This window comes from Ruegeria sp. CDSC025 (assembly GCF_059610805.1).
Genome location: NZ_JBXWOJ010000001.1, coordinates 497,384 through 521,127, shown reverse-complemented (window position 1 = coordinate 521,127; position 23,744 = coordinate 497,384). Strand labels below are relative to the sequence as shown.

At 54.7% G+C, this 23,744-nt stretch carries 24 protein-coding genes; 18 read left to right on the top strand and 6 right to left on the bottom strand.

Features of this window, described 5'->3' with window-relative positions; genetic code table 11:
• Positions 1 to 25: 25 nt before the first annotated feature.
• On the top strand, positions 26 to 1,123 hold the full coding sequence (locus AC2FH8_RS02615; protein ID WP_496688121.1) for a PQQ-dependent sugar dehydrogenase: 1,098 nt from the start codon (positions 26 to 28) through the stop codon (positions 1,121 to 1,123).
• Here the strand turns inward: AC2FH8_RS02615 and AC2FH8_RS02610 are convergent.
• Positions 1,120 to 2,124 (bottom strand): GlxA family transcriptional regulator, encoded by a 1,005-nt coding sequence (locus AC2FH8_RS02610; protein ID WP_142633776.1) that lies wholly within the window; start codon positions 2,122 to 2,124, stop codon positions 1,120 to 1,122. The genes AC2FH8_RS02615 and AC2FH8_RS02610 overlap by 4 nt on opposite strands.
• A gap of 169 nt (positions 2,125 to 2,293) precedes the next feature.
• On the opposite strand from AC2FH8_RS02610, the gene AC2FH8_RS02605 reads away from it, so the two are divergent.
• Positions 2,294 to 3,664, top strand: coding sequence for a class II 3-deoxy-7-phosphoheptulonate synthase (locus AC2FH8_RS02605; RefSeq protein WP_142633778.1), 1,371 nt, complete (start codon positions 2,294 to 2,296; stop codon positions 3,662 to 3,664).
• A 73-nt stretch (positions 3,665 to 3,737) separates the two neighbouring features.
• Here the strand turns inward: AC2FH8_RS02605 and AC2FH8_RS02600 are convergent, their stop codons facing one another.
• Positions 3,738 to 4,412, bottom strand: a complete 675-nt coding sequence (locus AC2FH8_RS02600; protein ID WP_496688118.1) for a PAS domain-containing protein — start codon at positions 4,410 to 4,412, stop codon at positions 3,738 to 3,740.
• Positions 4,413 to 4,655: 243 nt separating this feature from the next.
• On the opposite strand from AC2FH8_RS02600, the gene AC2FH8_RS02595 reads away from it, so the two are divergent.
• The 12 genes from AC2FH8_RS02595 to AC2FH8_RS02540 all read left to right on the top strand — a co-directional run bounded on the left by AC2FH8_RS02595 (position 4,656) and on the right by AC2FH8_RS02540 (position 16,420).
• A complete protein-coding gene (locus AC2FH8_RS02595) occupies positions 4,656 to 5,546 on the top strand; it encodes a YicC/YloC family endoribonuclease (RefSeq protein ID WP_142633782.1) in 891 nt (296 codons plus the stop codon).
• 16 nt (positions 5,547 to 5,562) lie between these two features.
• The gene (gmk, locus tag AC2FH8_RS02590) at positions 5,563 to 6,204 is read left to right on the top strand and encodes a guanylate kinase (RefSeq protein WP_282027404.1); all 642 of its coding nucleotides are present in this window, start codon (positions 5,563 to 5,565) and stop codon (positions 6,202 to 6,204) included.
• Positions 6,201 to 6,725, top strand: coding sequence for a gamma carbonic anhydrase family protein (locus AC2FH8_RS02585; RefSeq protein WP_282027405.1), 525 nt, complete (start codon positions 6,201 to 6,203; stop codon positions 6,723 to 6,725). Before gmk ends, AC2FH8_RS02585 begins: the two co-directional genes overlap by 4 nt.
• A gap of 34 nt (positions 6,726 to 6,759) precedes the next feature.
• Positions 6,760 to 7,806 carry a sensor histidine kinase gene (locus tag AC2FH8_RS02580; RefSeq protein ID WP_282027406.1) on the top strand — a complete coding sequence of 349 codons (1,047 nt, stop codon included), beginning with the start codon at positions 6,760 to 6,762 and terminating at the stop codon, positions 7,804 to 7,806.
• 195 nt (positions 7,807 to 8,001) lie between these two features.
• Complete coding sequence (locus AC2FH8_RS02575) at positions 8,002 to 9,042, top strand: substrate-binding domain-containing protein (RefSeq protein WP_282027407.1); 1,041 nt, start codon at positions 8,002 to 8,004, stop codon at positions 9,040 to 9,042.
• A 78-nt stretch (positions 9,043 to 9,120) separates the two neighbouring features.
• Entirely contained in the window at positions 9,121 to 10,593 is a 1,473-nt protein-coding gene (gene pstC / locus AC2FH8_RS02570; protein WP_496688112.1) for a phosphate ABC transporter permease subunit PstC, read from the top strand.
• Positions 10,590 to 11,951: a phosphate ABC transporter permease PstA gene (gene pstA, locus AC2FH8_RS02565; RefSeq protein ID WP_496688110.1), complete on the top strand. Its 1,362-nt coding sequence runs from the start codon at positions 10,590 to 10,592 to the stop codon at positions 11,949 to 11,951. The genes pstC and pstA overlap by 4 nt, the downstream gene beginning before the upstream one ends.
• A gap of 12 nt (positions 11,952 to 11,963) precedes the next feature.
• Positions 11,964 to 12,761: a phosphate ABC transporter ATP-binding protein PstB gene (pstB, locus tag AC2FH8_RS02560; protein WP_142633794.1), complete on the top strand. Its 798-nt coding sequence runs from the start codon at positions 11,964 to 11,966 to the stop codon at positions 12,759 to 12,761.
• Between the two features lie 16 nt (positions 12,762 to 12,777).
• Complete coding sequence (gene phoU, locus AC2FH8_RS02555) at positions 12,778 to 13,479, top strand: phosphate signaling complex protein PhoU (RefSeq protein ID WP_271947126.1); 702 nt, start codon at positions 12,778 to 12,780, stop codon at positions 13,477 to 13,479.
• Between the two features lie 11 nt (positions 13,480 to 13,490).
• On the top strand, positions 13,491 to 14,180 hold the full coding sequence (phoB, locus tag AC2FH8_RS02550) for a phosphate regulon transcriptional regulator PhoB (protein WP_142633798.1): 690 nt from the start codon (positions 13,491 to 13,493) through the stop codon (positions 14,178 to 14,180).
• A gap of 121 nt (positions 14,181 to 14,301) precedes the next feature.
• On the top strand, positions 14,302 to 15,531 hold the full coding sequence (locus tag AC2FH8_RS02545; protein ID WP_271947124.1) for an acyl-CoA dehydrogenase: 1,230 nt from the start codon (positions 14,302 to 14,304) through the stop codon (positions 15,529 to 15,531).
• A gap of 121 nt (positions 15,532 to 15,652) precedes the next feature.
• On the top strand, positions 15,653 to 16,420 hold the full coding sequence (locus AC2FH8_RS02540; protein WP_142633802.1) for an SDR family oxidoreductase: 768 nt from the start codon (positions 15,653 to 15,655) through the stop codon (positions 16,418 to 16,420).
• On the opposite strand, the gene AC2FH8_RS02535 is transcribed toward AC2FH8_RS02540, so the two are convergent.
• Together AC2FH8_RS02535 and AC2FH8_RS02530 are read right to left on the bottom strand one after the other, a co-directional pair.
• On the bottom strand, positions 16,417 to 17,286 hold the full coding sequence (locus AC2FH8_RS02535; RefSeq protein WP_496688107.1) for an acyl-CoA thioesterase: 870 nt from the start codon (positions 17,284 to 17,286) through the stop codon (positions 16,417 to 16,419). The genes AC2FH8_RS02540 and AC2FH8_RS02535 overlap by 4 nt on opposite strands.
• Before the next feature lie 49 nt (positions 17,287 to 17,335).
• Positions 17,336 to 18,553: a serine hydrolase domain-containing protein gene (locus AC2FH8_RS02530; protein ID WP_496688105.1), complete on the bottom strand. Its 1,218-nt coding sequence runs from the start codon at positions 18,551 to 18,553 to the stop codon at positions 17,336 to 17,338.
• Positions 18,554 to 18,736: 183 nt separating this feature from the next.
• Between AC2FH8_RS02530 and AC2FH8_RS02525 the strand changes: the two genes are divergently transcribed.
• Positions 18,737 to 19,348 carry a 2-hydroxychromene-2-carboxylate isomerase gene (locus AC2FH8_RS02525; RefSeq protein ID WP_496688103.1) on the top strand — a complete coding sequence of 204 codons (612 nt, stop codon included), beginning with the start codon at positions 18,737 to 18,739 and terminating at the stop codon, positions 19,346 to 19,348.
• A gap of 12 nt (positions 19,349 to 19,360) precedes the next feature.
• Here the strand turns inward: AC2FH8_RS02525 and AC2FH8_RS02520 are convergent, their stop codons facing one another.
• Together AC2FH8_RS02520 and AC2FH8_RS02515 are read right to left on the bottom strand one after the other, a co-directional pair.
• A complete protein-coding gene (locus AC2FH8_RS02520; protein ID WP_496688100.1) occupies positions 19,361 to 20,380 on the bottom strand; it encodes a phosphotransferase family protein in 1,020 nt (339 codons plus the stop codon).
• A 25-nt stretch (positions 20,381 to 20,405) separates the two neighbouring features.
• Positions 20,406 to 21,224, bottom strand: coding sequence for an SDR family NAD(P)-dependent oxidoreductase (locus AC2FH8_RS02515; protein WP_496688097.1), 819 nt, complete (start codon positions 21,222 to 21,224; stop codon positions 20,406 to 20,408).
• 151 nt (positions 21,225 to 21,375) lie between these two features.
• Here AC2FH8_RS02515 and AC2FH8_RS02510 point away from each other — a divergent pair, with 151 nt between their 5' ends.
• The 3 genes from AC2FH8_RS02510 (at position 21,376) to AC2FH8_RS02500 (ending at position 23,696) form a co-directional block, all read left to right on the top strand.
• Positions 21,376 to 22,371 carry an NADPH:quinone oxidoreductase family protein gene (locus tag AC2FH8_RS02510; protein WP_496688094.1) on the top strand — a complete coding sequence of 332 codons (996 nt, stop codon included), beginning with the start codon at positions 21,376 to 21,378 and terminating at the stop codon, positions 22,369 to 22,371.
• 123 nt (positions 22,372 to 22,494) lie between these two features.
• Positions 22,495 to 22,935, top strand: a complete 441-nt coding sequence (gene aroQ, locus AC2FH8_RS02505; protein WP_142633816.1) for a type II 3-dehydroquinate dehydratase — start codon at positions 22,495 to 22,497, stop codon at positions 22,933 to 22,935.
• 5 nt (positions 22,936 to 22,940) lie between these two features.
• Positions 22,941 to 23,696, top strand: a complete 756-nt coding sequence (locus AC2FH8_RS02500) for a LuxR family transcriptional regulator (protein WP_142633818.1) — start codon at positions 22,941 to 22,943, stop codon at positions 23,694 to 23,696.
• The last annotated feature ends 48 nt before the right edge of the window (positions 23,697 to 23,744 follow it).

Below are 23,744 nucleotides of genomic sequence, written 5' to 3'. Positions count from 1 at the left end.
CGGTGTTTTCGGTAAGGAGAACGAGATGTTTAGACTAGCTTTGATCTTCATCTTTTCTGTTGTTTCAGGGTTGGCAGGGGCAGAATCGCTAACTACCAACTCCGGATCGGCGCGTGTGACGGCGATGGTGAAGGGGCTCGATACGCCCTGGGCAATCGGCATCCTGCCTGACATGTCCTTTCTGGTAACTGAGCGCGAAGGTGAACTTCTGTTTGTGTCGGAGGGAAACATAGTTCGCGTCAAAGGCACTCCCAATGTGGTTGCAAAGGGGCAGGGCGGTTTGCTGGACGTAACCGTTGCCAGGGATTTTTCGCAAAGCCGTGAGGTTTTCCTGACCTATTCCAAGCCTCAACCAAAGGGGGCAGGCACTGCACTTGCGATTGCGCGCCTGTCCGAAGACGGATCAGAGCTGACCGATCTGCGCACGATTTTCGAAGCTGAAAATGGTGGGGATTCTGGGCGTCATTTTGGCTCTCGTATTGTCGAGGCAAAGGACGGGACATTACTTGTCACTATCGGCGATCGTGGTGATCGCCCGACCGCACAGGATCAATCGAGTCACAACGGCTCGGTGATCCGTGTGAACCGGGACGGCTCGGTGCCGGCTGATAATCCATTTGTCGGACAACCGGGAATTCAGCCAGAGATATGGTCTTATGGCCACCGGAATCCCCAAGGTGCAGGGCTGGATGCACGGGGGCATCTATGGGTATCGGAACATGGAGCCAAGGGCGGTGATGAAGTGAACCTAATCCGGCCGGGGCGGAACTATGGCTGGCCGGTGATTTCCTATGGCAAGCACTATTCCGGACAAACAATCGGCGAGGGGACGGCGAAACCGGGGATGGTGCAGCCTGAATTCTATTGGGACCCTTCCATCGCCCCATCCGGCCTTTTGATTTATTCAGGCAAGCTTTGGCCCGAATGGAAGGGTGATCTATTCGTCGGGTCGCTCAAATTCGACTATATCGCTCGGCTTGAAGGCACTCCATTGACTGAGGTCGAGCAGATCAAGGGCCCTCAGACGGAACGCGTCCGCGACATTGTCGAGGCACCAGATGGATCAATCTGGTTTGTTTCCGTCGGGCAGGGCGCTGTCTTTCGCATGACCCCCAGCGATTAAACAGACAAGCGCCCGCTTTGCGCACCGCGCTCACGATAGGGCGTGGTGTTGTAATGCGCCCGGTAGCATTTCGAGAAATGGCTCGGCGAGGCAAACCCGCATGCCAGCGCCACGTTGATCACGCTCATGTCGGTCTGCATCAGCAGGTTCCGGGCTTTATGCAGGCGCAGCTCCATATAATAGCGTTTAGGTGACCGGCTGAGGTAACGGCGAAACAGACGCTCTAGCTGCCGCGTGGACATGCCGACCTCTTTGGCCAGAAGCGAAGGCGAGATCGGCTCTTCGATGTTCTTCTCCATCATCAGGATGACCTGGCTCAGCTTGGGATGGCGCACCCCAATCCGTGTCGGGGTCGACAGACGCTGGGTGTCCTGATCAGTACGGATCGAGGAATAGATCAGCTGATCGGCCACCGCGTTCGCAAGATCTTCGCCAAAATCCTCGGCGATGATTTTCAGCATCAGGTCGATAGAGGAAGTACCACCGGCTGTTGTCATCCGGTTTCCGTCAATCTGGAATACGGATTTGGTCAGTTCGACCTCATCAAATTCTTCGGTGAAACTGTCTGAGTTTTCCCAGTGAATTGTCGCACGCTTGCCATCCAGTAAACCGGCCTTGGCCAAGGTATAAGCTGCCGTACACAGCCCACCAATGCGCAATCCCCGGCGTGCTTCGCGGCGGACCCAGTTCAGAATTTTCTTGGTGGTAGCGGCTTGAACATCGACACCGCCGCAGATCAGCACGACGTCATCACGCTGCAGCTCGGCTAGATCTGCGTCCAGTTTGAACTCGGTTCCTGCGGAACATCTGATTGTCTCGCCGCCTTCTCCAGACAGACTCCAACTGTAAAGCTCTTTGTCGGCCATTCGGTTTGCGATGCGCAGGCTATCCAGCGCAGAGGCAAAACACAGCAGCGAGAATTTGTCCAACAGGACAAACACGAAATGACGAGGGCTGGCCGCAGTGGTTTCCACCGTGACAACTTGGCGTTGCTCTTGCATGGCGAGGTGTCCTTGATTCGGCGCCGTTTGACCCTACGTCCGGCGACAGATTTGACCGCCACCATGATCAAAGCTTGTTTGCGACGTCAAGAGGTCCAAATCGTATATGGCCTCTCACCAAACGTTTTTGTATAGAGGCGACTTGAATACTTCAGCGGAGATCAAAGCTATGACCGAATGGCAAAAAACGAACTGGCGCAACAAGCCCCGGGTTCAGATGCCAGACTATACCGACGCAGCCGCGCTGGCAAAAGTCGAGGCTCAGCTTTCGCAGTATCCGCCGCTGGTGTTTGCAGGTGAGGCACGTCGGCTCAAGCAACATCTTGGTGCTGCGGGGCGGGGTGAGGCTTTCCTGCTGCAGGGCGGCGACTGTGCTGAAAGCTTTGAACAATTCAGCGCGGATGCGATCCGCGACACCTTTAAGGTGATGCTGCAGATGGCCATGGTTCTGACCTATGGCGCAAAGGTGCCGGTGGTCAAAGTGGGCCGTATGGCTGGACAGTTCGCCAAACCGCGCAGCGCACCGACAGAGGTGGTGGATGGCATTGAGCTGCCCAGCTATCGCGGCGATATTATCAACGAGCTGGATTTCACGCCCGAGGCGCGGATTCCGAATCCGTCCAAGATGTTGCAAGCCTATACGCAGGCAGCGGCAACATTGAACTTGTTGCGCGCCTTTTCGACCGGTGGTTTCGCCGATATGAGCCATGTGCATTCGTGGACACTCGGCTTTGCCGATGGCCAGGATGTTCAGAAATACTCTGAAATTGCTGACCGAATTCAGGATTCGATTGATTTCATGGGGGCTGCGGGCATCACCGCGGACACAACGCATGAATTCTCGTCGGTTGAATTCTATACCAGCCACGAAGGTCTGCTGCTTGAATACGAAGAGGCGCTGACCCGTCTTGATTCTACATCGGGCAACTGGTTGGCCGGGTCCGGCCACATGATTTGGATTGGCGACCGCACCCGTCAGCCTGATGGCGCGCATGTTGAATTCTGTTCCGGCGTTCTGAACCCGATCGGTCTGAAATGCGGTCCGACGACATCTGCCGAAGACCTCAAAGTTCTGATGGCCAAACTGAACCCGGAAAACGAAGAAGGGCGTCTGACCCTGATCGCGCGGTTTGGTGCAGGCAAGGCGGGAGAGCATCTGCCGCGTCTGGTCAAAGCCGTCAAGGAAGAGGGCGCCAAGGTGACCTGGGTCTGTGACCCAATGCACGGCAATACGATCAAATCGGCCACCGGCTATAAGACCCGGCCCTTTGATTCCGTGCTGCGCGAAGTTCGCGACTTCTTTGGTGTGCATCAGGCCGAGGGCACGATCCCTGGCGGTGTGCATTTTGAGATGACGGGGCTAGACGTGACCGAATGCACTGGAGGTGTACGCGCTGTAACAGAAGAAGATCTGTCAGACCGTTACCATACAGCCTGCGATCCACGTTTGAACGCGTCGCAGTCGTTGGAACTGGCCTTCCTTGTTGCGGAAGAACTGACAGATCTGCGCCGGAACCGCGGCAAACGCGCAGCCTCCTAACCACTTGGTCAGACGGTTTTAAAAAGGCGGGTCTAATAGGCCCGCCTTCTTTACATTTAATACGCGTTACTCGTTACTTATCCCGTGATACGACCAATCGAAGGTGAGATCCGGGACGTTTGAACTCTTGTTGTTCTTCGGCAAATCCTTCGACAACAGGCTGAACCGGTTGTTGAGGCGCCTGTATTTCTGACACAGCACGCAGTTTATGATGGCTTACATCAAAGCGCCGGGGGGTTGCCCCAATCGCCCCGTCACTGACCATGACGCCAAGAACACGGCTGACATCGCCCAAATCGCTTTTCAGCGGCAAAAGGATCATTCGCGCCTGAAGATCCGTGCGCCCAAACCCACCGGTCGAGGCCAATTCAAGTTCAGCAATGGCAGGACCGGCAAAAACCTGTTCAAGGATTTCCGTAACCTGAGTTCGCGCGCTGGGTTCGAAAAAAGCGGTCAGCGGCATTCCCCGGACCTCCATACCCGCCAGTGTGTTCAAGTGACTGCCGGCCAGACGAAACCGGGCCAGACCGGGTGCAATGCGTTCAAGGATGAAGGTGTTAGGCAGGATATTCTCAAGCCCGCGCGGGTCGATCTGAGATCGCATAGGAACACCATCGCCGGAAAGCAAGGCTGTCCAGTACGCTTCGGCCTGTTGTATGGGCGATAGACTGCGCCCACTGTCAAAACGATCCATTGCGACGATCTTTCCAAATTTAGTCCCGGAACCGTTACCGAAAAAGATCTTCATTTTCATCACCCTAACTGCAATCGACCGTCATTTTCATAAAATGCAAGATACCGGAAGCTTTTGCGCCTTGTCGGTACTTGCCTAGACGAGATTGGCACGGGTTGAGTCAATTTTGGAGTAATTCTTTAATGAATGGTTAACCTCTGTCCGACGCTGTCATTCTCAGCAAACTCTTGCCCTGCACACGAGGATGGCATTAGGTGCGGACAAGAACACTGGGCGGGCAAAGCGGAGAAGATAGGCATGATCAGATCCATGACCGGATTTGCCTCGGGCAAGGGAACACATGGTCCACACAGCTGGACCTGGGAGCTGCGCAGCGTAAATGGCAAAGGGCTGGATATGCGTCTGCGGGTGCCTGAATGGCTCACGGGGCTTGAGGCTGCGCTGCGGTCACGGATGTCCAAAGGTCTGGGCCGGGGGAATGTGACGCTGTCGCTCAAGCTGAGCCGCGAGGAAGCGACCGCCGATTTGGTGCTGAACCCGGTTGCGATGGCTGCCGCGCTTGATGCGATGGCACGAACGCAGACGATGGCAGAAGAACGGGGGATAGTGCTGGCCCCCTCAACAGCGGCCGAACTGATTGCGGTCAAAGGCATGTTGGAAACGGGTGGGGATGCCGATGATCCCGAACCTTTGGTCAAACATCTGATAGCTGCGTTTGACGCATTGCTGCGCGATTTTATTCAGATGCGTGAATCCGAGGGCCGCGCCTTGGCCGATGTGCTGGACGGACAGCTAACGCAGGTCTCAACCCTTACGGAACAGGCCGCCCAGCTGGCTGAAGAGCGTCGGGATAAGATCGCAGAAAACCTCCGAGAAAACCTGCAGCGCGTGATGGACAACGCTCAGGGCGCCGATCCAGACCGGGTTGCACAGGAACTGGCCTTGATCGCGGTCAAGTCTGATATAACCGAAGAAATTGACCGGCTGAAAGCCCATGTCACAGCCGCGCGCGATCTGTTTGCGCAGGATGTCGCCGTGGGGCGCAAGCTTGATTTCCTGATGCAAGAGTTCAACCGCGAGGCCAATACGCTGTGTTCCAAGGCACAAAGCGCTGATCTGACAACAGTGGGGCTTGAGTTGAAGGCGGTAATAGATCAGATGCGCGAGCAAGTGCAGAACGTAGAATAATGACAGGAGCGCCCTGATGGCGGATCGACGCGGCCTATTAATCATTCTGTCCTCGCCTTCGGGCGCAGGGAAATCCACGTTGGCCAAGCGTCTGATGCAATGGGACACGGATCTGGAGTTCTCGGTTTCGGCCACAACACGCGCGCCCCGGCCTGGGGAAGAACATGGGCGTGAGTATTATTTCCTGACCGAAGATACCTTTCGACAGCAAGTGTCCGAGGGACAGATGCTGGAACATGCCCATGTGTTTGGCAATTTCTACGGCTCTCCGGCTGGGCCAGTCCGCGAATCCATCAATGACGGCAAGGACGTTCTGTTCGATGTCGACTGGCAGGGCGAGGTGCAAATTAGGAACTCGGACCTGGGCAAACACGCCCTGTCAATTTTCATCCTGCCACCGTCGATCCCCGAATTGCGCCGCCGTCTGGAAAGCCGCGGTCAGGACAGTGAAGATGTTATTTCCAAGCGGATGCTCAAAAGCTGGGATGAGATCAGTCATTGGGGATATTACGACTATGTGCTGGTCAATGACGATCTGGACGAGACCGAAGAAAAGCTGAAAACCATCGTCAGTGCCGAGCGAATGCGGCGTATCCAGCAACCCAAGCTTCAGGATCATGTCCGTACGCTGCAAAACGAATTCGAGGATCAGTCATGACCATCTATGCCCTTGGCTCTGATGTACCGGAAATCCACGAGGACACTTGGGTCGCCCCAGACGCCAATCTGATCGGCAAAGTCGTGCTTGAACAGGGGGCCTCGGTCTGGTTCGGCTGCACGATCCGCGCTGATCACGAAGAAATTCGGGTTGGTGAGGGCAGCAATGTTCAGGAAAACTGCGTGATGCATATTGATGCGGGGTATCCTCTGACCATCGGGAAGAACTGCACGATTGGGCATAAGGTCATGCTGCATGGCTGTACGATCGGGGATAATACCCTGATCGGAATGGGGGCCATTGTGTTGAACGGTGCCAAGATCGGCAAAAACTGTCTGATCGGGGCGGGGGCTTTGGTGACCGAAGGAAAAGAGATACCGGATAACTCTTTGGTTATGGGCTCACCGGGTAAAGTGGTGCGCGAGATCGACAATGCGACCGCCCAGAAACTGACCTTCAGCGCCTTGCATTATCAAGAAAACATGCGTCATTTTCGCGATACAATGCGAGAGCTATCCTAGCGTCCAACTGCGTTGCTAAGAGAACTGCCCCTTTATGACCAACGACCAGCTTGAAGAAATTGTAACCGCCATCCCGATGCCCGCGCTGATGGTAGACCAGACGGAACGGATTATTGCGGTCAATACCGAAGCAAAGACGTTGTTGGGCCAGAATATCCTGCAGCGGCATTTCGCGACCATCCTCAGACAGCCGCAGGTGATCGAGGCGATTGAACAAAGCCTGCGCACGAAGGGAACGTCTAACACTCGGCACCTGTCCAATGACGGTGCCCAGGATACAACATTCGAAGTTCAGTGCCGGTATATGAATGGGGTCGGTGCAGTATCCGGCGGTGCGTTGCTTGCTGTATTTCAGGACGTTACGCATGTTGAGCAAGCAAATCAGATGCGACGTGATTTCGTCGCGAATGTCAGCCATGAATTGCGGACCCCGCTGACGGCATTAATGGGCTTTATTGAAACCTTGCGCGGTCCGGCCCGAGATGACGAGGCCGCCCGGGATCGTTTTCTTCAGATCATGAACGACGAGGCAAATCGCATGAACCGGCTTGTCGGCGATCTTCTGTCTTTGAACCGCGTCGAAAGCGAAGAGCGGGTTCGCCCGAAAGAACAACTTGAGCTGACGGCACTTCTTAAATCGACCCTCAATTCTCTGCGCCCATTGGCAGATGACGCGGATGTAGTGCTGAGCCTGGATGCGCCCGACGACAAAATAATGCTAGTTGGCGACAGCGACCAGTTGCTCCAAGTATTTACCAACCTGATCGAGAACGGAATTAAATACGGCGGCAGCGGTGGTCGGGTAGAAGTTCGCGTCAAATCTTCGGATCACGACACCGCCATGCGCGGTCCCGGTGTTCGCGTTCAGATCGTGGATAGGGGACCTGGAATCGACCCGAAGCATGTATCGCGTTTGACCGAACGATTCTATCGCGCGGACAGTCATAGGTCACGGCAACTGGGTGGAACCGGGTTGGGCCTGGCGATTGTAAAACATATTCTAAACCGCCATCGCGGCAGATTGCGGGTGGAAAGCGATCTTGGAAAAGGCTCTGTTTTTACAGTGATTTTACCGCGCTGATCACTCGGATCAAGCCGGTTGTTGGATCTGTTTTGTTTCTTTCACAGCATATGTTCCGTGGCGTATCGGCTGAAAATCCAAACGTGTCATGAAACCGTTACACACTTGTCACAAAAGGCTTACGCACGACTTTTAGAGGTTCGGCCAAGATCATCATGAGGATGATCCAGAAACATATTTCTCAAGGAGACTGAAATGTCCTTTGTAAAACTGTCGGCTTCGGTTCTGGCTATCGCTGCTGTTTCGGCCACTGCGGCCACCGCGCGTGATCAAGTTCAGGTTGCTGGTTCTTCCACCGTTCTGCCCTATGCTTCGATCGTTGCAGAAGCCTTTGGCGAAAACTTTGACTTCCAGACCCCGGTTGTTGAATCGGGCGGATCTTCGGCCGGCCTCAAGCGGTTCTGTGAAGGTGTTGGTGAAAACACCATCGACGTAGCGAACGCTTCGCGCCAGATCCGTGAAAAAGAGATCAAAGCCTGTGCCGAAAACGGTGTTACCGACATCATCGAAGTTCAGATCGGCTATGACGGCATCGTTTTCGCATCCGACATCAACGGTAACTCTTTCGAGTTCACGCCGGAAGATTGGTACAAAGCGCTGTCCGCTCAGATCGTGGTTGATGGCCAGCTGGTCGACAATCCCAACAAGACCTGGGCCGACGTGAACCCAGCATTCCCGCCGCAGCCGATCGCTGCCTTCATCCCCGGCACCAAGCACGGCACGCGTGAAGTGTTCGAAGACAAGGTGATCCTGGCCGGTTGTGAGCATCTGGGTGACTTTGATGTCTACAAAGCCGCAAATGGCGACGACAAAAAGGCCGCTGAAAAAGCCTGTATCGCTCTGCGTACCGATGGCGTTTCGGTCGATATCGACGGCGACTATACCGAGACCCTGGCGCGTATCGACAGCAACAAAGACGGCATCGGCGTCTTTGGTCTGGCGTTCTACGAGAACAACACCGACAAGCTGCAGGTTGCGACCATGTCGGGCATCGTGCCTTCGACCGAATCCATCGCAACTGGCGAATACCCGGTATCGCGCCCGCTGTTTTTCTATGTGAAAAAAGCACATATCGGCGTTATCCCCGGGCTGAAAGAATATGCAGAGTTCTTCGTCGCTGATGAGGTTGCAGGCCCCGATGGCCCTCTGGCTGCATACGGTCTGGTATCAGACCCTGAGCTGGTCAAGGTTCAGGAAATCGTAGCCAGCGAAACCACTTTGGGCGGCGGTTCCTAAGCTTTCACACGACTGAACCGGGGCGGTGTCTACGCCCCGGTTTTCTTAAATCCACTCCTGCCGCTTGACGGAGTTCTCATGGCACTAACCTGGCTGCTGCTCATTTTGCTGGCGATTGCTGTTCTTGGCTATTTTGCGGGCCGGTCCCGCGCGATGGCCAGCGCGGACGGAAACCTGCGCAATCTGCACTCTCTTCCTTCCTACTACGGCTACAACGTCGCGCTGACGGCTCTGATACCGGGGTTCGTTTTGCTGGTCACCTGGTTGCTGGTGCAGCCCTTGGTCGTAAGCAGCTCTGCCTCGGGATTGCTCCCGGATTCGGCAATCCCCGAGGGGTCAACCCGCGGTTTGCTGATGAGTGAGGTGCGCCGAGTTGCCAACGGCCTGGATGGCGCTGTCGCCGCAGGCACCATGACCGAAGATTTTGCCCGCAGCGCGCATGAGGATTTTGCCGATGTGACCGCTCGATTGAAAGGGGCTGGTCAGATCATTACGCAAGAGGTAACCGCACCTATTCTGCTGGCGGCGCAGAAATATCGCTCGATGAGCGCAAGCGGAACCATTGCGATGCAGATCGCGGTTTTGGTTGTGACGCTGATCGGGGCCTCATTTGCCTATATCCGCACTCATAAAGAATTTCGCGCCCGAAATGTTGTCGAACAAGGCATTCTGGCGCTGCTGCTGCTGGCCGCTTCGATCGCAGTTCTGACCACAGTCGGCATTGTCCTGTCCATGTTTTTTGAAACGATGAATTTCTTCGAACTTCATTCGTGGAAAGACTTTTTCTTTGGAAGCACCTGGGCCCCGAACTTCCGGGGCGGAAGTGAACTGTCGATCCTCCCACTGCTGTGGGGGACTTTGTATATTTCTCTGATCGCGTTGCTGGTTGCGGTTCCGATTGGGCTGTACGCTGCGATCTATCTTTCCGAATATGCCTCGAGCGTGGCAAGGTCTGTGGCCAAGCCTTTGCTGGAAATCCTCGCCGGTATCCCAACCATCGTTTACGGTCTTTTCGCGCTGCTGACGGTCGGTCCGGCACTGGTATCTGTGTTCGGGCAGGGGGGAGCTTTGGGCGTTGGTTGGATGGCCAGTTCGAACGCTGTACTCACGGCGGGTCTGGTCATGGGCATCATGCTCATCCCGTTCGTATCGTCACTTTCTGACGACATCATCAACGCGGTGCCCCAGTCGATGCGAGACGGATCGCTAGGCCTAGGCGCAACGCATTCCGAAACTGTCAGGCAGGTCGTCCTGCCGGCAGCTTTGCCCGGGATCGTAGGGGCAATCTTGTTGGCCGCCAGCCGCGCAATCGGTGAGACGATGATTGTCGTGATGGCCGCCGGTGCGATTGCCAAATTCTCGGGAAACCCTTTCGAAGCCATGACCACAATCACCACTAGGATCGTCAGCCAGCTGACCGGGGATACTGATTTCGCAAGCCCGGAGACTCTTGTGGCCTTTGCCCTGGGTCTGACCCTGTTCATCATCACGCTGGGGCTGAACATCTTCGCCCTCTATATCGTGCGCAAATACCGGGAGCAGTATGAATGACTGACATGTCCCAAAAACAAGACGCAGCACCTGCCTCTAAACACAAGGGGGCTTCGCTGTTCAATCAGGACACGCGAACCAAGCGTCGCAATGCGGCCGAATCCCGGTTCAAATTGTACGGCATCGCGGCCATTGGTATCGGTCTTGTGATGTTGATTGTGTTGGTGACTAATATCGTCACCGCTGGTACCGGCGCCTTTCAGCAAAGCTTTCTTGAGCTGACGGTTGAGCTGAAGGAAGACAAGCTCGACAAAAAGGGCAACCGTGACATCGCGGATATCAGCAAGGTTTCGACCTTCGGATACGCGCCTTTGATCGCCTCCGCACTGGAGGTTGAGGTGCAGAAACTGGGCATCCAGTCCGATCTGTCGCCCAAAGAGATGGGGCAAATCCTTTCCAAATCCGCACAGGCGGACCTGCGTAATTACGTCATCTCGAACCCGGATGAGATCGGAAAGTCGGTCAGCTTCCGTTTTTTGGTGAACAGCCGCGTTGATGGCTATCTGAAGGGCCGTGTGACACGCCAGTCCATCGCAAATGACAAAAGCATCTCTGTCGCACAGCTGGACTTCGTGGATCAGTTGCGTGCTGCTGGTGTGCTGTACAAGGCGTTCAACCCTGACTTTGTCTTCGGGGCGGACGCCTCCGATCAGCGGCCCGAGGCTGCCGGGATCGGAGTATCCATGCTGGGTTCTCTGTTCATGATGCTGGTCGTGTTGGCACTGGCCTTACCGATCGGGGTCGCCGCCTCGATCTATCTGGAAGAATTCGCGCCTCAGAACCGGTTTACCGATATCATCGAGGTGAACATCTCGAATCTGGCGGCCGTTCCTTCGATTGTATTTGGTATTCTTGGCTTGGCCGTGTTCATCAATTATATGCATTTACCGACCTCTGCGCCGCTGGTGGGTGGTCTGGTGCTTACGCTGATGACGCTGCCAACAATTATCATTTCGACCCGAGCTTCACTCAAGGCGGTGCCGCCGTCGATCCGAGACGCCGCGTTGGGGGTAGGGGCCTCGAAAATGCAGGCGGTGTTCCACCATGTGCTGCCGCTTGCGGCACCCGGCATCCTGACGGGCACCATCATTGGTCTGGCACAGGCGCTTGGCGAAACCGCTCCGCTGCTGCTGATCGGGATGGTGGGCTTTATCGCCTCGAACCCGCCCGACGGGATTGTCGAGGGCTTTCTGTCACCAAACTCGGCCATGCCCGCACAGATTTACGAGTGGTCCAAGCGCGCGGACCCGGCCTTTTACGAGCGCGCATGGGGGGGCATCATCATCCTGCTGCTTTTCCTTGTCACTATGAATGCAATCGCAGTTATCCTGCGCCGCCGCTTTGAACGCCGCTGGTAAATGGGGGCCATTATGAACGATATGACACGAGTGGAGAGAACCGTGGACGCCAAAGACATCAAGATCGCCGCGAACAAGGTTCAGGTTTATTACGGTGAAAATCACGCCATCAAAGACGTCGACGTCAGGATCGAAGACAAGACCGTCACCGCCTTTATCGGCCCCTCGGGTTGCGGAAAATCCACCTTCTTGCGCTGCCTGAACCGGATGAACGACACGATCGACATCTGCCGTGTCGAGGGCGATATCCTGCTGGATGGCGAAGATATCTATGACAAACGCGTCGACCCGGTTCAGCTGCGTGCCAAGGTCGGCATGGTGTTCCAGAAACCGAACCCGTTTCCCAAGTCGATCTATGACAATGTGGCCTACGGCCCGCGTATCCACGGGTTGGCCAGAAACAAAGCTGAACTGGACGAGATTGTTGAGAAATCACTGCGCCGCGGCGCCATCTGGGATGAGGTCAAAGACCGTCTTGACGCGCCTGGAACCGGCCTGTCCGGCGGTCAACAACAGCGCTTGTGCATCGCCCGTGCGGTGGCTACGGAACCTGAGGTCCTGCTGATGGACGAGCCGTGCTCGGCCCTTGATCCGATTGCGACTGCGCAGGTCGAGGAACTGATCGACGAATTGCGGTCGCGATACTCGGTGGTGATCGTTACCCACTCGATGCAGCAGGCCGCTCGCGTCAGCCAGAAGACCGCGTTTTTCCATTTGGGCAACCTTGTCGAGTTTGGTGAAACCGGACAGATTTTCACCAACCCCGAAGATCCCCGCACCGAAAGCTACATCACCGGCCGTATCGGCTGAACATAGGTATTCAGAGATGACAGAACAACATATCGCATCCGCCTTCGACCGGGATCTGGAAGCCATTCAGGCGCATATCATGAAAATGGGCGGCCTCGTCGAAGCCGCAATCATGAGCGCGGCACGGTCGCTTGAGTCGCGCGATGTCGAACTCGCGCAAGAGGTGCGTCAGGGCGACAAGGCCATTGATGCGTTGGAAGAGCTGATCAATGAAGAAACTGCGCGTTTGATCGCGCTGCGTGCGCCAACAGCAAGCGATCTTCGTCTGGTCCTATCGGTATTGAAGGTTTCCGCCAACCTGGAACGCATCGGCGACTATTCAAAGAACATAGCCAAACGCACGACCGTCCTGGTCAATACCAGTGAGATCAATGGCAGTGCCGCCGCCTTGCGACGTATGGCACGTGAGGTCGAGCGGATGCTCAGGGACGCTTTGGACGCCTATGTCCAGCGCGACGCTGAGCTGGCGGCGGATGTCATCGAACGTGATGAGGAAGTCGACCAGATGTATAATGGTCTGTTCCGAGAATTCCTGACTTTCATGGCAGAAGACCCACGCAACATCTCATCCTGTATGCACCTGCATTTCATCGCCAAGAATATAGAACGTATGGGCGATCATGTGACGGCGATTGCCGAGCAGGTCGTTTATCTGGTGACCGGAGAGCGCCCGACAGAAGCGCGTCCCAAAGCCGATTTTACATCGCAATCCGTCTAGGAGATTTGAGAATGTCCGCTGATCAACCGACCGTTCTGGTTGTCGAGGATGAGCCGGCTCAGCGCGAAGTCCTGGCCTATAATCTCGAGGCAGAAGGTTTTCGCGTATCCAAAGCAGCCAATGGTGAAGAGGCCATGTTGCTGGTCGATGAAGACAGTCCGGACATTATCGTACTGGACTGGATGATGCCCAATCTCAGCGGGATCGAGGTTTGCCGCCGGCTGAAAACCCGCTCCGACACGCGATCGATCCCAATTATCATGCTGTCGGCCCGGTCGGAAGAAATCGACAAAGTGCGAGGTCTGGAAACCGGGGCTGATGACTATGTGGTCAAACCCTATTCGATTGTCGAGCTTATGGCCCGGGTACGCACCCAGTTGCGGCGTGTCCGGCCTGCGACTGTAGGAATTAGGCTGGAATTCGCAGACATCGTTTTGGATTCTGAAACTCATAAGGTCAGCCGCGACAGCAAACCACTAAAGCTTGGCCCAACCGAATTTCGCTTGCTGAGCACATTCATGGAAAAGCCGGGCCGCGTCTGGAGCCGAGAACAGCTATTGGATCGCGTCTGGGGGCGGGATATTTATGTCGATACACGAACGGTCGACGTTCATATCGGCCGCTTACGCAAAGCACTAACGCAGTATGGTGGAGATGATCCGGTTCGCACTGTTCGTGGTGCGGGATACGCGCTGGGTTGAACGCGTGGGGCAGGTGGCTGCAAGCTATGAGTTTTACTCAAGGGTGGATGCGAAACTCTTACTGTTTTTTGGTGAGCCGACGGGTTAGTTTGCCGCGAAGCTGACAAAGCGGAGACGCACCATGAATGCCCCTGACACCAAGCCGACATTACGCGCCAAAGATGTGCCTGACATGGGCCAGTTCGCCTGGGATGATCCGTTCCGCCTGTCAGACCAGCTAGACGAAGACGAACGTATGATTGCGGCCAGTGCGCAAGCCTATGCGCAGGAAAAGCTTCAGCCGCGGGTGACAGAAGCATTTCAGAACGAAGAAACTGACCCCGAGATTTTTCGTGAAATGGGTGAAATGGGTCTGCTGGGCACTACGATCCCGGAAGAATACGGCGGGCTAGGGGGCGGATATGTCTCTTACGGCCTTGTCGCCCGAGAAGTGGAACGCGTGGATTCGGGCTATCGCTCGATGATGTCTGTACAAAGCTCGTTGGTGATGTATCCGATCTATGCCTATGGCAGCGAGGAGCAGCGCCGGAAATACCTTCCGAAACTGGCCAGCGGCGAATGGATCGGATGTTTTGGTCTGACCGAACCTGATGCGGGCTCTGATCCGGCAGGTATGAAAACGCGTGCGGAAAAGATCGACGGTGGATATCGTCTATCTGGCAGCAAGATGTGGATATCGAACGCCCCGATTGCGGATGTGTTTGTTGTTTGGGCCAAATCTGATGCACATGACGGAAAGATCCGTGGTTTTGTCCTTGAAAAAGGCCTCAAAGGTCTGAGCGCGCCGAAAATCCAGAACAAGCTGAGCCTACGCGCCTCGATCACCGGTGAAATTGTGCTGGAGGGTGTCGAAGTCACCGAGGATGCTTTGCTGCCTCATGTTCAGGGCCTGAAAGGCCCGTTTGGATGTCTTAACCGCGCACGCTACGGAATCAGCTGGGGTGTTATGGGCGCTGCCGAAAGCTGTTGGCATGCGGCGCGCCAATATGGGTTGGACCGGAAACAATTTGACAAGCCATTGGCGCAGACGCAGCTTTTCCAGCGCAAATTGGCGGATATGCAGACAGAAATTGCTCTGGGTCTTCAGGCAAGCCTGCGTGTCGGGCGACTGATGGACAAGGCCGAAGCCGCGCCCGAGATGATATCGATCATTAAGCGCAACAATTGCGGCAAAGCCCTGGATATTTCACGTCATGCGCGTGACATGCACGGCGGCAACGGCATTTCGCTAGAGTTTCAGGTCATCCGACATATGGTGAACCTAGAAACGGTCAACACCTACGAGGGGACGCATGATGTTCACGCGTTGATCCTGGGGCGTGCACAGACGGGATTGCAGGCGTTTTACTAAGTTTCCAGAATTCGTGTAATTGGTATTATGTTAAATTAATGCCAATGCGCTTGGGAAACTTTTCAAATCCTCACAATACCTTACGATCTGTTCCTGACACCTACCACATCATGAGGATCGAATGGAATTGAACGGAAAGATCGTTGTTGTGACCGGTGCCGCTGATGGCATCGGAAAAGGTTTGGCACAGCGATTTGCTCGTGAAGGTGCCACGGTTGCCTGCGCTGATATCAACAAAACCGGCGCAGACGCTGTCGCAAAAGAGATTGGCGGCCATTCATTCCATTGTGATGTTTCGCTTGAGGCTAATACAGCCGAGTTGATCGAAGCTGTAGAAAGCTTGATTGGCCCTATCGATCTGTATTGTGCAAATGCCGGGATATTGACGATTGGTGGCTTGGAGGTTCCGGATGAAGACTGGGATCGTATCTGGAAAATCAACGTGATGTCCCATGTTTGGACCGCGCGGCATTTGGTGCCCAGAATGCTGGACCGTGGCGAAGGCTACATCATGACCACGGCGTCTGCTGCGGGATTGCTGAACCAGCCAGGTGCTGCGCCATACGGCGTCACAAAGCACGCAGCAGTTGGATTTGCTGAATGGTTGTCGCTTACATACGGGCATAAAGGTTTGCGGGTCTCGGTACTTTGCCCACAGGCCGTACGGTCCGATATGACGCGCGGGCACGAAACTTCCGTGGCTTCGATTGACGGAATGTTGGAACCTGAAGATGTTGCCGAGGCTTGCGTAAAGGCAATATTTTCTGAGCAATTTCTGGTACTGCCGCATCCACAGGTTCTGGACTACATTCGCCATAAATCCGGAGATTATGACAGGTGGATTTCTGGAATGCAGAAGTTAAATCAAATATTTATTGAAGAGACTTAACTTCTGTTCTGAGGGCGCCTCATCAGGCCTTCCTGGGCAACTGATGCGACCAGAACGCCATCTTCGGAATAGATTGATCCACGGTTGAAGTTACGCCCTCGTCCGCTCCATGGCGAATCCATGGAATACAGATGCCAATTCTCGAACTTGAGCGGCGCGTGAAACCAAATCGCATGGTCCAGGCTGGCGCCGTTCACCTCACCAGTAAACCAGCTTAGGCCGTGCGGGCGCATTCCCGAGCTCATGAGATACATATCTGAAGCATAGGCCAGCAACAGATGCTGCGTGACCGCATCGGCATTGGCCGCGGCCCCCATCCGGAACCAGATCTGGTTGCGGTCATCCGATTTCTCTGGGTTGAAAGGATCCAGATGGCCGACCTCGCGGACTTCGATCGGGCGCTCGCGTGTTAGTTCTCCGCGAAAGCTGGGCGGTACTTTGTCCAGATATTTCTTCTTGAGCTCTGATCGCGATGGGTAGGATTCGGGCGTTTCCATCTCAGGCATGTCGTGCTGATGATCCCAACCTTCGTCCTGAATGTGGAATGAGGCGGACATGTTTAAAATCTGCTTACCATGCTGAATTGCAACCACACGGCGCGTCGTGAACGAACCTCCGTCACGGGCCCTATCAACTTGATATATTACGGGAATGCTTGGGTCGCCCGGGCGGATGAAATAGGCGTGCAGGGAATGACACAGGCGGTTGTCGACGGTGCGATATGCGGCGGCTAGTGCTTGTGCGATGACCTGACCGCCGAAAATTCGCATAGGTGTTTCGCCGCCCGACCCTGTTCCCCGAAACAGGTCCACTTCCAGTCTTTCAACGTCCAGAAGATCCAGAAGAACTTTCTCTGCTTCGGTCATGTGCGGTACTCCGATTAATCTTGGCGAATGGGTATCAGCGCGCCGAATGTCATTCAATGATTGACCCGAGGGTGAGCGCCTTCAATTCTGCGCGGGAGGGATAAGAGCTGGATGGTGACAGTTGGGTAAAAAAGATCGCTGTAAATTCGTTCTGACGATCAACCCAAAAGAAGGTCGATGCCATACCACCCCAGCTGAAATCCCCCATGCTGCCCGGAACACAGGTTCTGCCGGGGTTAATGACGACAGCGCCACCAAGGCCAAAGCCCATGCCCTCCATGGGTTGTTCCGCAAAACTCTGCGGTCCCATCGAGGCAATATCGCCGGGTAAGTGGTTGTGAAGCATGAATTCTACAGTTTTTGGTGCAAGAATCTGTTGATCACCGAACCTTCCGCGAATTCGGAGCATCTCTGAAAATCTAGCAAAGTCATCAATGGTTGAAACCAACCCTCCGCCCCCAGAGCACATTGTTGCCGATTCAAAGGGCGATGCTTCGGCATTGTCGACCAGACGCAATGTCTGCTCACCCGTACGGGCTTCGTTTAGCGCCATCGCATTGCCCGCCAAAGGCGTATAGAGCGAGGCAAACCGATCCCCTGCTCCCGCCGGAACCCTGAACCCGGTCTGGGACATGCCAAGAGGATTGAAAATCTCTTCCGCAAGGAATTGCTCCAGAGATTGGCCAGAAATAACTTCTATCACGCGACCAATAACGTCTATCCCTACCGAATACTCCCATCGCGTTCCCGGCTGAAAGGCGAAAGGCAAAGTGGACAGCAAAGATACTCTTTCGGCCAAAGACCCTTCTTTAGGGCCGAAAACAAGATCAAGTTCGTCCATTGCCGCAGCCAGGATGCCGGGGTTGAAAGGATAGCTCAGGCCACTTGTATGGGTCAGCAGCTGATGAAGCGTTGGTGCTGGTGCAGGTTCGGTCTGATCCAACCTTGTGGCGCCGGGTACCAGCGCCTGTGCTGCGGTGAAATCAGATATATATTCAGACACTTGAGCGCCGAGGTGAACCTCACCTCGTTCGACAAGGATCATCAGGGCCGCAGTGGTTATCGGCTTGGTCATCGAATAGATGCGAACGAGGGTATCCCGCTCGAATGGCAGATTGTTCTCAACGCTTCTAAGCCCGCAGGAATGAAACAGAACCTCCCTGCCCTGATGCATCATCAAGAATGAGCTTCCGGCATATTTGCGATCATCCACATAGGATTGCATCCAATCGCAAATACGATCTAGCCGGGCTTGTTCGAACTTCATCTGTGTGTGCTCAACTTTGAGAAATTAACGTATCTTTCCCGGATATTGCGGGGTTAAGCGGAAAAAGGACAGCTAAATCACCTCAATCCAACGATGTCCCTGTACGCCAAAAGGGTTTTGCCTGCTAATGTGGTCGCAGATAGATTCGTGTCCGGTTCGACTCTCGCCTGATGGAGGAGAAATATGCCGCAACATATAGAATTTGTTTATGATTTTTGCAGTCCGAACGCCTTCCTCGCGCAGAAGATGATATCTGATATCGCCGCAAAGCACGAAGTCGGTGTTACATATGTTCCGGTTCTGCTGGCCACTGTTTTCAAAGCCACCAATAACCAAAGCCCGTTTAAGGCTTTTTCAGAGAACCGGCAGAAGACGGCCTATTTGACCCGCGATCTCCATCGCTTTGCGCGTCACCGTGGGTTGAGCTTTCATATGAGCCCACATTTCCCGATGAACACCAAATTCGCCATGCGCGGGGCTTTGTTAGCATCCGGTAAATCATGGGAAAACAGATATATAGCGTCCATATTTGATGCTATTTGGGTGCACGGCCAAAAAGTGGATGATCTGGGTGTCCTTTGCGACATTCTTCAGGATAACGGCTTGCCTATACGAAAACTGCGCGAGGCCATGACCAATCTGAACGTAAAGCAAAACCTGAAAAACCAAACCAAGGCTATGGTCAAGCGAGGTGTTTTCGGTGTCCCCAGCATGTTTGTAGGTACTGAGATGTTCTTTGGCAAAAACAGCCTGGCCAACCTTGAGCTCGAATTGTCGAAATTTCATACGCCCTAGGTGGTTTCACCCTCAGCCCAATGCAGTCAGCCCTCGTTGTGCAAACTTAGGAACGTAACTACCAAAAATATGAGCTCTTTTCGGATCAGAGGCGTTTCCGTCAAGCGCCCGCTTATAAACACCCTGCAAGATCGCGGCCATTCGGAAGAAATTGAACGCCAGATAGAACCCAAAGTTATCAATTCCGGGCAGGTCGCGGCGCTCGCAGTATTGATCAATGAAAGCCTGATCGGATGGCAGGCCGAGCGAGGACCGGTCTATGCCAGCCAGACCCCGCCCCTCTTTTCCAGGTGGCATCTGCCATTGCATGATAACGGCTGCGAGATCGGCAAAGGGATGCCCGATTGTCGACAATTCCCAATCCAGTACGCCCAGACAGCGTGTGCCCTGCTTTTCGAACATCAGATTGTCGATGCGGTAATCGCCGTGAACCAGTGTTCTCTGACCATCATCCTTGGGGGTTGCGTTGGTCAAAGCCTCGATCAAGGCATCCATATCCGGAATCTGAGTGGTTTCGGACGCCCGAAATTGTTTCGTCCACCGCCCGATCTGACGCTCAAAATAGCTTCCCGGCGGGCCATAGTCGGACAGGCCAACCGAATCGATATCGACCTTATGCAGCGCCGCCAGAACGCGGTTCATCTCGTCGATAATTGCCGTGCGGGTTTCGGTTCTTTCGCCAAGCATTGTGGGTTCAAGGAACGTCCTGCCGTCGAGATGCTCCATCACATAAAACGCCGACCCGATGACGTCATCATCCTCGCAAAGCAGCAACATTTTTGGCACCGGCACATCGCTTTCGGCCAGAGCACTTTGAACCCTGAACTCACGGTCAACGGCATGGGCGGATTTCAGCAACACTCCCGGCGGCTTGCGGCGCAGGACATAGGAATTCTCAGGCGTTTTTAACTCAAAAGTTGGGTTTGATTGGCCAACCTCGAATTTTTTCGCCTCCAACGGACCCCGATACCCTTTGAGATGCGTGCCGAGATAGGCATCGACGCGTTTCAGATCCAGAATTGCGCTGTCCATTTTGTGGCTCCCTTTGGCCGATGCTTCAGAGTGCTTCAGCAAAGATGTTGCCGGCGGTGACAACATTGATCCCGCCCGAAACCGGGATCACCGCGCCTGTGACATAGCTGCCGCCAAGGCCGCACAGGAACAGCATACAGCCTGCGATATCCTCGTCACGTCCAACGCGACCCAAGGGTACGGATTCGCCGACTTTTTTGCGCGTCCCTTCGTCAGATGTGGCAAAGGCCGTCATCCGAGAGACAAAGGGTCCAGGCGCCAGCGCATTGACGGTGATGTGATGCGGAGCTAGTTCTTTGGCCATGATTTTGGTCAGATGCAGCACAGCCGCCTTTGAGGCAGAGTAGCTATACGCACCGTCGCCCATAGGAACTTCGCCCATAACCGATCCAACATTGACGATGCGGGATGGATCTTCGGCAGTCCCGGAAGACATCAGAATCGGCAACAGTTTTTGGGTCAGTTCGAAGATTCCTGTCACATTGATCGACATGACTTTTTCCCAGGCTTCGTAGGGAAACTGACCCATCGGTGCGCCCCAGGAAACACCGGCATTGTTCATGAGGATATCCAGCCGGTCCGTGCGCTTGAGCACTTCGGCCACCAGATTGTCGACACCCTCTTTTGATCCGACATCACCGGCAAACCCTTCGGCGGTTCCTGTGGCGTCCAGTGCGTTCAATTCGGCCGCGACCGCCTCGCACGCGTCGCCTTTACGAGACGCCAACAGTACACGTGCACCCGCCCGGACCAGCGCCTCGGCCGCCATTCGGCCAATTCCGGTGGCCCCACCCGTGACCAGAGCGGTTTTGCCCTGCAATGAGAAAAGAGTTTCGGGGGTCATGACCTGCTCCTCGGTTTTTGATTTTGGCAAACTGTCTCATTTGTCGGTCAAGGGTAACGCCTAACCCGGTTGTGCCGGGTGGTTTCTTGACAACTCAGAACAGTAGGCCAAAAGTTCTTCCTTACCGAATAACAGGGACATTAGCGTAAACATGCAAGCCTTACTCAGCGTCGCTCCGGGCGGGCCGGAGACATTGGAACTGACCACCCTGCCCGATCCGTCGCCGGGCAAGGGCGAATTGCTTGTTCGCGTGCGGGCCGCAGGCGTAAATTTCCCGGATACACTGATGATACGCGACCTGTATCAGATAAAGCCACCAAGACCGTTTGCCCCCGGAGGTGAAATCGCTGGCGAGGTTATCGGGCTAGGCGAAGGTGTTTCGGGCTTTAACGTTGGCGACCGTGTGCTGGCCCTGACCGGACACGGAGGTTTTGCCACACATCTGGCGGTCAAAGCGGCGACAGCTGTTAAATTCCCGAGCTCAATGCCATTTGAGGACGCGGCGAGCTTTATCTTCACCTATGGCACCGCATATCACGCCCTGAAGGACCGCGCTGCGCTGCAACAAGGGGAAACGGTCCTGATTCTGGGTGCAGCAGGCGGAGTTGGTACGGCTGCGATTGAGCTAGCCAATGCCATGGGGGCTCGGGTTATTGCGGCAGTCTCATCGCAAGACAAAGCAGATTTCTGTCGTCAGATCGGGGCGGACGAAACGATCATTTACGCGCGCGACATGGACAAACAGGCGCAAAAGGCCTTTGGATCGGGCATCAAGGCCTTAGCCGGTAGTCAGGGCGTTGATGTCGTCTACGATGCCGTTGGCGGTGCCTATTCAGAGCCAGCGCTGCGCAGCTTGGGGTGGAAGGGGCGGTTCCTGGTCGTCGGTTTCCCAGCCGGAATCTCTCAGATACCATTGAACCTCCCTCTGCTTAAGGGTTGTCAGATTGTCGGTGTTTTCTGGGGCGCCTCGGTGTTTCGCGACCCGAAGGGACATGGCAAAAACATGAAAGATTTGTTCGGGTTATACGCCAAAGGGCAGATCAAACCACAGATCAGTGCGCAATTCCCTCTGGATCAAGCCCAAAAGGCGCTAGACCTTCTGGCCAGCCGAAAGGCCCTTGGGAAAATTGTCGTGACCATGGCATAGCCAGCCAATATCTGAAACTTCAGCCTCGTGTCCAATAGGCCGCGGTTCTGACGCATGATCCAGGTTCGGTGGACATCTCTACCTGTTCACGTTTAAGAACCTTGTTATGGGGACAGTATAACAATGCATAAAGCTCTTATTCTGAATGGTCCGAACCTCAATCTGCTGGGCACGCGACAGCCCGAGGTTTACGGAAGCACAACGCTGCAAATGGTCGAGGATATGTGCCTCGACCACGGTAAGTCTATCGGGATGGAAGTGATCCATTTCCAATCCAACCACGAAGGCGCGTTGATTGATGCCATTCATGCCGCCAAAGGTGTGCAGGATGGCATTGTTTTGAACGCAGGTGCTTATACGCACAGCTCGATTGCCCTGATGGACGCAATCGCATCGGTTGAGCTGCCGGTCATCGAGGTTCATTTGTCCAATATCCACGCGCGTGAGGAGTTTCGACACCGATCCTATATCTCACGTGTGGCAGTAGGCATGATTTGCGGATTGGGTCCGCAGGGATATGTGCTGGCGCTGGATGCGTTGCGGTCCCATTTACAGGGTGAATGATCGCTATGAAGCTTTCTGAGTATCTGAATTTCCTCAGCTATACCAAAACCCTGGAAGAGCTCTGGGATGCCCATTGCCGGCAAATGGCAGAATATGGGTTCGATCGTTTGCTGTACGGATATACGCGATATCGCACCGAAACGTCGCTGGGGGATCCCGAGGATTTTGTAATCCTGACCAATCACAGCAAAGATTACCTGGATGGGTTTCTGGGAGGCGGGTTGTATTTCCATGCTCCGATGCTGAAATGGGCTTTGCATAATGAAGGGGCCGCAAGCTGGAGGATCGCCCAGGATCTGATGACTGATGGCACCCTGACCGCAAAAGAGCGAGACGTCATCGAGTTCAACAAAACCAAAGGTGTCGTCGCCGGCTATACGGTCAGTTTCGACTCGGTTTCGGTTCGGTCGAAAGGGGCAATTTCGCTTTCAGCGCATGGATCGCGTACACAAGACGATGTGGACGCTGTCTGGGAGGAATTTGGCCAGGATATTCTTCTGATGAACAACGTTGCTCATCTGAAAATCCTCACCCTGCCCTATAACGCACCAAATCGCGCCCTGACAAAACGTCAGCGTGAGGCGCTTGAGTGGGTCGGCGACGGCAAAACAACTCAGGACATTGCGATTCTGATGGGGCTGACTTCGGCCACTGTCGAAAAGCATCTGCGTCTGGCGCGCGAGGCCCTCGTAGTCGAGACAACGGCGCAGGCAGTTTTGAAAGCATCTCTTCAAAATCAGATGTTCATCGTTGGGGTTTGACTCAGGGAGTGACGCGAATATGCGTCAATTTACCTAGGGTAAGGAAAA

Coding starts and splice junctions, on each gene's coding strand:
- AC2FH8_RS02530 (WP_496688105.1), bottom strand. CDS start 18,553: ATGAAGTTCGAACAAGCCCGGCTAGATCGTATTTGCGATTGGATGCAA.
- AC2FH8_RS02510 (WP_496688094.1), top strand. CDS start 21,376: ATGCAAGCCTTACTCAGCGTCGCTCCGGGCGGGCCGGAGACATTGGAA.
- AC2FH8_RS02585 (WP_282027405.1), top strand. CDS start 6,201: ATGACCATCTATGCCCTTGGCTCTGATGTACCGGAAATCCACGAGGAC.
- phoU (WP_271947126.1), top strand. CDS start 12,778: ATGACAGAACAACATATCGCATCCGCCTTCGACCGGGATCTGGAAGCC.
- AC2FH8_RS02520 (WP_496688100.1), bottom strand. CDS start 20,380: ATGGACAGCGCAATTCTGGATCTGAAACGCGTCGATGCCTATCTCGGC.
- AC2FH8_RS02615 (WP_496688121.1), top strand. CDS start 26: ATGTTTAGACTAGCTTTGATCTTCATCTTTTCTGTTGTTTCAGGGTTG.
- gmk (WP_282027404.1), top strand. CDS start 5,563: ATGGCGGATCGACGCGGCCTATTAATCATTCTGTCCTCGCCTTCGGGC.
- AC2FH8_RS02610 (WP_142633776.1), bottom strand. CDS start 2,124: ATGCAAGAGCAACGCCAAGTTGTCACGGTGGAAACCACTGCGGCCAGC.
- pstA (WP_496688110.1), top strand. CDS start 10,590: ATGACTGACATGTCCCAAAAACAAGACGCAGCACCTGCCTCTAAACAC.
- AC2FH8_RS02575 (WP_282027407.1), top strand. CDS start 8,002: ATGTCCTTTGTAAAACTGTCGGCTTCGGTTCTGGCTATCGCTGCTGTT.
- AC2FH8_RS02600 (WP_496688118.1), bottom strand. CDS start 4,412: ATGAAGATCTTTTTCGGTAACGGTTCCGGGACTAAATTTGGAAAGATC.
- AC2FH8_RS02500 (WP_142633818.1), top strand. CDS start 22,941: ATGAAGCTTTCTGAGTATCTGAATTTCCTCAGCTATACCAAAACCCTG.
- phoB (WP_142633798.1), top strand. CDS start 13,491: ATGTCCGCTGATCAACCGACCGTTCTGGTTGTCGAGGATGAGCCGGCT.
- pstC (WP_496688112.1), top strand. CDS start 9,121: ATGGCACTAACCTGGCTGCTGCTCATTTTGCTGGCGATTGCTGTTCTT.
- AC2FH8_RS02515 (WP_496688097.1), bottom strand. CDS start 21,224: ATGACCCCCGAAACTCTTTTCTCATTGCAGGGCAAAACCGCTCTGGTC.
- AC2FH8_RS02595 (WP_142633782.1), top strand. CDS start 4,656: ATGATCAGATCCATGACCGGATTTGCCTCGGGCAAGGGAACACATGGT.
- AC2FH8_RS02605 (WP_142633778.1), top strand. CDS start 2,294: ATGACCGAATGGCAAAAAACGAACTGGCGCAACAAGCCCCGGGTTCAG.
- aroQ (WP_142633816.1), top strand. CDS start 22,495: ATGCATAAAGCTCTTATTCTGAATGGTCCGAACCTCAATCTGCTGGGC.
- AC2FH8_RS02580 (WP_282027406.1), top strand. CDS start 6,760: ATGACCAACGACCAGCTTGAAGAAATTGTAACCGCCATCCCGATGCCC.
- AC2FH8_RS02535 (WP_496688107.1), bottom strand. CDS start 17,286: ATGACCGAAGCAGAGAAAGTTCTTCTGGATCTTCTGGACGTTGAAAGA.
- AC2FH8_RS02525 (WP_496688103.1), top strand. CDS start 18,737: ATGCCGCAACATATAGAATTTGTTTATGATTTTTGCAGTCCGAACGCC.
- AC2FH8_RS02540 (WP_142633802.1), top strand. CDS start 15,653: ATGGAATTGAACGGAAAGATCGTTGTTGTGACCGGTGCCGCTGATGGC.
- AC2FH8_RS02545 (WP_271947124.1), top strand. CDS start 14,302: ATGAATGCCCCTGACACCAAGCCGACATTACGCGCCAAAGATGTGCCT.
- pstB (WP_142633794.1), top strand. CDS start 11,964: ATGAACGATATGACACGAGTGGAGAGAACCGTGGACGCCAAAGACATC.